7 protein-coding genes are annotated in these 5,415 nt (G+C 39.6%); all 7 read right to left on the bottom strand.

Translation table 11 applies throughout. The features are described 5' to 3' along the window. A partial coding sequence (locus AC1DVJ_RS29800; protein WP_477596337.1) for a flagellar assembly protein FliH occupies positions 1 to 494 on the bottom strand: 494 nt, incomplete at its 3' end. Further along, positions 487 to 1,503: a flagellar motor switch protein FliG gene (gene fliG / locus AC1DVJ_RS29795; protein ID WP_171635799.1), complete on the bottom strand. Its 1,017-nt coding sequence runs from the start codon at positions 1,501 to 1,503 to the stop codon at positions 487 to 489. The genes AC1DVJ_RS29800 and fliG, both read right to left, overlap by 8 nt. 12 nt (positions 1,504 to 1,515) lie before the next feature. Then, positions 1,516 to 3,102, bottom strand: coding sequence for a flagellar basal-body MS-ring/collar protein FliF (gene fliF, locus AC1DVJ_RS29790; protein WP_477596334.1), 1,587 nt, complete (start codon positions 3,100 to 3,102; stop codon positions 1,516 to 1,518). Positions 3,103 to 3,143: 41 nt separating this feature from the next. Next, positions 3,144 to 3,452, bottom strand: coding sequence for a flagellar hook-basal body complex protein FliE (gene fliE, locus AC1DVJ_RS29785; RefSeq protein ID WP_477596332.1), 309 nt, complete (start codon positions 3,450 to 3,452; stop codon positions 3,144 to 3,146). An 11-nt stretch (positions 3,453 to 3,463) separates the two neighbouring features. Next, positions 3,464 to 3,913: a flagellar basal body rod protein FlgC gene (flgC, locus tag AC1DVJ_RS29780; protein WP_477596330.1), complete on the bottom strand. Its 450-nt coding sequence runs from the start codon at positions 3,911 to 3,913 to the stop codon at positions 3,464 to 3,466. A gap of 6 nt (positions 3,914 to 3,919) precedes the next feature. Then, complete coding sequence (gene flgB / locus AC1DVJ_RS29775) at positions 3,920 to 4,327, bottom strand: flagellar basal body rod protein FlgB (protein ID WP_477596328.1); 408 nt, start codon at positions 4,325 to 4,327, stop codon at positions 3,920 to 3,922. A 225-nt stretch (positions 4,328 to 4,552) separates the two neighbouring features. Beyond that, positions 4,553 to 5,338, bottom strand: coding sequence for a GTP-sensing pleiotropic transcriptional regulator CodY (codY, locus tag AC1DVJ_RS29770; protein ID WP_477596325.1), 786 nt, complete (start codon positions 5,336 to 5,338; stop codon positions 4,553 to 4,555). Positions 5,339 to 5,415: the final 77 nt, after the last annotated feature.

Here is a 5,415-nt window from a genome sequence, read left to right as displayed (position 1 = left end):
ATGGAAGTGCTTAAGTCAATTAGAAAAGGCTCCGACTCTTGTATGATTTGCTGCTTTAATTTGTATGATTGTTCTAAAATGGAGCTAGCTTCGGCAAGCATATCACTATATTCTTTTCTCAATTCATCTTCCGCTTGAGCAACACCTTGTTGATAGCCTTCTTCGAATCCAGCTTGTTTAGATAGGTTGACTAGTTCTTCATCTTCAACTCGTCTACTTTCCCACCAACTCGCAATGTCTGCTTCCGTTTGTTGGCGGATTGTCGCGCACTCTTGCATGGCCTGATCGATTTGTGCACTGGCAAAAGCTTCGGCATCCTCAATGATCTGATTCTTCAAAGTTGTTGCTTCATTGATCTCATTCTTCATTTCCTGAGTCAAACCATCATCGTCGGTTTGCAGGTCAGAAATTTTCTCAGTAAGAGGTGAAATCACTTCAACGATTTTTTTATCTTCAATGGGATAATATGCGAATGATTTAATGACATTAGACAATAATATCATCTCCTCCACCACGTGCGATGATGATTTCACCCGACTCTTCTAAACGACGAATGGTTGCAACGATACGGGTTTGAGCTTCTTCTACATCGCGTAAACGAACAGGTCCCATAAATTCCATTTCTTCCTTGAAGGTATCAGCCATACGTTTGGACATGTTTTTGAACAACACATCGCGGACCTCTTCACTAGCAACTTTAAGCGCAAGTTGTAAATCAGCATTTTCAATATCACGAATAATACGTTGAATGGAACGATTGTCGATATTGACAATATCCTCGAATACAAACATCCGTTTTTTGATTTCTTCGGCAAGTTCTGGATCTTGGATTTCTAATGAATCGAGAATCGTACGTTCAGTACCACGGTCAACGCCATTCAAAATTTGAACGATGGATGCGATACCACCAGCATTTGTATAATCCTGTGTAACTGTTGAGGAAAGCTTTTGCTCAAGCACACGTTCTACCTGCGAAATAACCTCAGGCGATGTACTATCCATAAGTGCAATCCGCTTTGCAACATCAGCTTGTTTCTCCTGTGGGAGTGATGACAAAATGATGGATGCTTGCTCCGCTTGCAGATAGGACAACACGAGAGCTATCGTCTGGGAGTTCTCATTTTGAATGAAATTGAGAATTTGTGCTGGATCTGCTTTTCTAGCAAAGTCAAACGGTCTTACTTGAAGTGTGGCAGTCAAACGATTAATAATATCAAGCGCTTTTTGAGAACCAAGCGCTTTCTCCAAAATATCTTTGGCGTAGGCAATACCACCTTGTGATATAAATTCTTGTGCCAGGCAGATTTGATGGAATTCTGCTAAAATCGAATCCTTTTCCAGCGTATCTACTTTCCGCACATTCGCGATCTCAAGCGTTAATTGTTCAATTTCTTCTTCGCGTAAATGTTTGAAAATTTGTGCAGAAACCTCAGGGCCTAAACTGATCAAAAGAATAGCTGCCTTTTGTCGTCCGGTCAACCCTTGTAAAGCGGCTCTGGCCATACAGGTGCACCTCTATTCATCTACTAACCAAGTGCGCAGCAGGTTGACGAATTCTTCTGGCCGCTTTCTCGCGAGCGTTTCGAGCTGCTTACGCACTTGATTGTCATTCGTTACATTTTCGATATCAATTGTAGGAAGCTCTGCCTTTTTGGACGCAATGTTCATTTCCTGATCAATTAGTCGTTGCGCAGCTGCTTTCTTGCGTCTTCTAATTGCCATACCGATAAATGCTCCAATGGCTAGTGCCGCTAGTGCTAATGCGCCATAAGTCAAGTACGTAGATGTCGTAGCTGCATTCGCATCCGAAGGTCTAGCAAAAGAATGAGCAAATACGGTAACTTTTTTCTGTAATTCATCGTCTGAATACGTAGTTTTATTATCAGCAAGTGCTGTTCTAACAATATTCACAAGCGCATTCTGAATGGCTGTTTTCGTTTCAGCCGTTAGTGAGTTCGGATCATCTCTTACTGGAGGCTCGATACCGACATTAATGCTTACATCCTTCACTACATTAGACGTATAAATAATATCACTCGTAATCTTATTCAATTCATAATTTACGGTTTTTGTTGTTTTCTCCGTGTTGGAATCCCCCGAGTTGGAGGACCCTGGATAACTAGGAACGTCCGTTCCTCCTGTGCCTGGCACACCGCCATTGTCCGAACCTTTACTTTGATAAGACTCGGTAGCCTCCTGCAAGGAACGTTCTAACCCTTTTTGGTCTACTTGATTAGGTGCTTCGAAACGTTCTTCTGTCGATTTCCTCTGATCAAAATTCATCGTTGTAAATACACTAACATTTACCTTATCTCGTCCAAACATATTGCCAAGCATGTCGTTAATRATTTTTTTTAAATCATTGCTAAATTTATTATTAACATCCGTAGTATTCGACGGTAAAGGTGATGAGTTACCACCCGGCTTCGGCGACGACACTAGATTTTGACCATTTTGATCTGAGATGGTGATATTCTCAAGCGGGAGATTCTTGATACTATGTGATACTAAATTATAAATTGTATCCACTTTGGGTTGATCCAACGTGTAACCCTGTTTAACTTGTAAAACAACAGACGCTGTCGCCTTTTCAGCTTTTTCTTTTAAGAATAGTCCCTCATCGGGAAGCGTAATGTTAACCTTTGAACTTGAAATGGCTTGGATTGAATTAATAAGCTGTTGAAGCTCACCTTGAACGGCGCTCAAGTATTTCACTTTAAATTGATTATCTGTGATACCGAATGTGTCGTTTCCTTCAAACACTTCAAACCCCAGGGAACCATTCTTATTTAATCCTTGAGACTCAACGGCAAGCTTTACATTGGCAACCTCACTTGTAGGTACTTCTATACTTTTGGTGTCTAGACTCAGATGATAAGGAATTTTCGCTGTATCCAGATATGATTTAATATTGGCAGCATCAGCTGGTTGCAGTTCTGTATACGCCAATGAATAATCAGTTTTTGACAAATTAACACTAATAATTGCAGCTGTTAGTATCAGTAAGAAAACGGTTGCTATAAAAATAATTTTCGTCGTTCGATTATAACGATTCCAGTATTGCTTCACCTTTTCCCAGTACTGGAGCAGGTTCTCGTTCACTCTGTCACCTCATTGACCCAAATTTAGCAGCATCTCTATACTTACAGCTGCATTCTCATGATTTCTTGGTACGCCTCTAAGACTTTATTTCTAACTTGAACCGTTAGTTCAAGTCCTAATGAAGCTTTCTCAGAGGCAATTGTCAATTGATGGACATCGGAAAGTTCCCCTTTAATGAAGCTTTCGTTCAACTGATCGACTTGCTTTTGCTGCGCATTTAAATTCGTCATTGCATCATTCAGAAATGAACCGAATTTCTTCCCAAGGTCATCTGCACCCTCAGACGCGTTATCCTTCGGTTGAATGGAACTCATAATATTTATTGGACTGTAATTAATTTTGTCAATCATCCCGAAACCTCCTATCTACCAATTTCCAATGCTTTTGTAATCATCGATTTACTTGCATTTAATGCCGTCACATTGGCTTCATATGATCTCGTCGCCGAAATCATGTCGACCATCTCTTTGGTAATATCAACGTTCGGCATGTAGACAAACCCATTACTATCTGCATCCGGATGCGAAGGATTATAAACTTGCTTTAGCGGGGAATTATCTTCAAAAATTTTGTTCACACGCACACCCTCACCCGTTCCATCTGCCATCGCTGAATTCAGCGATTGTGCAAAGCTTGGTTGTGACTTCGTTTCGAACGAAACTAATTTTCTTGTATAAGGCACCCATTTGCCGTTAACAAATTTCGATCTCGTGGTATCCGCATTAGCAATATTAGATGATACAACATCCATACGCAGTCGTTGCGCAGTTAAAGCAGATGCACTTATATCAAATCCATTTGTAAGTCTCATCGATTATTATTTGCCCCCAATGACTGTGTGCATTTTTTTGAATTCACTGTTCATTTGTTGAATCATTGCATTGTATTTAAGCTGGTTTTTGGCCATTAATGACATTTCATAGTCCATATCAACATTGTTCAAATTAATATTTATCGATGTCGAATTGTCCATTTTAACTTCCGCATTTGGCATTTTTGTAGAATTACCAATCGCAAAATGCCTTGGGTCCGTTTGATAACCTTCTATTGATGGCGTTTTCGCATTCATTTTTCCTTGCAAAAGCTCCTCGAAAACAACATCGGATCGTTTAAATTTAGGAGTATCCACATTGGCAATGTTATTCGCTACCACTTTCTGTCTTAGCGTCGATGCATCCAGCGATCGCTCCATCATATTCCAACTAGGCTTGTCTAAAAAAGACATAAACGATTCCCCTTCACTCTAAATAATACTCACTTTACTACTTCCACATCGTGAGAATTGATTCCTTCTTGTTTCGACATAATTCTCAATTTCCGATAAAAAATAGTTCTATATGTAGAATAATGTAAAGCTTTGACTTATACTCTTTATCATCTAAGATATTACGTTAAGTTACAATAAGAAAAAAGCCCTATCTTTTTATCAGATAGGACTTCAAAGTTATATTTATAATTTTGACTTCATTTGCTCAATGCTTTGCATTAATTGTTCATTTAAAATACGGATATAAGTGCCTTTCATACCTAGTGATCGCGTCTCAATTACGCCAGCACTTTCCAGTTTACGTAGGGCATTTACAATAACCGAACGCGTTATACCCACACGATCAGCAATTTTACTAGCTACCAACAACCCTTCTTTGCCATCCAACTCCTCGAAAATATGTTCGACAGCTTCCATCTCACTAAAGGATAAAGAGCCAATTGCGACTTGAACAACTGCTTTGCTACGTGCTTCCTCTTCAATCTCTTCCGCGCGTTCTCTTAATATTTCCATCGCGATTACTGTCGAACCATATTCAGCTAGAACTAAATCATCATCGATAAAGTGCCCTTCACTACGACTTAAAATTAAGGTTCCCAAACGATCCCCGCCACCAATAATTGGCACCAAGGTAGTATGTGTTGATGGAAACATATCTTTCATCTGATCCGTGTAATAAAAATACGGGCTGTCTGGCTCTGATGTTGATGATGTCTCCTCAATTTTTAGCAATAAATTATTAGATTCAATTGGGAACCTGCGCTCAATTAGAATCGTTTGATTCATTTCAGGAGATACAGGATCATTCGTAACCGCATAGCCTAAAATCTTACCTTTACGGCTGACCACATAAATATTAGCGATTACAACATCTCTTAGTACTTCTGCCATATCCATAAAGCTAACCGCATTGCCCGCTTCTTTTTGGAGCAACCGATTCAGCCTTCTCGTTTTGTTTAATAAACTCATGTAACTGCCTCCTACTAACTGCAACCCGCATATTTCTTATAAGATATATTGACTTAAATCTCGATTCTGAACAATAC

It is taken from the genome of Paenibacillus sp. P4_A9 (assembly GCF_056402415.1).
The sequence above is the reverse complement of the archived record's forward strand: the minus strand, read 5'-3'. Positions and strand labels throughout refer to the sequence as shown.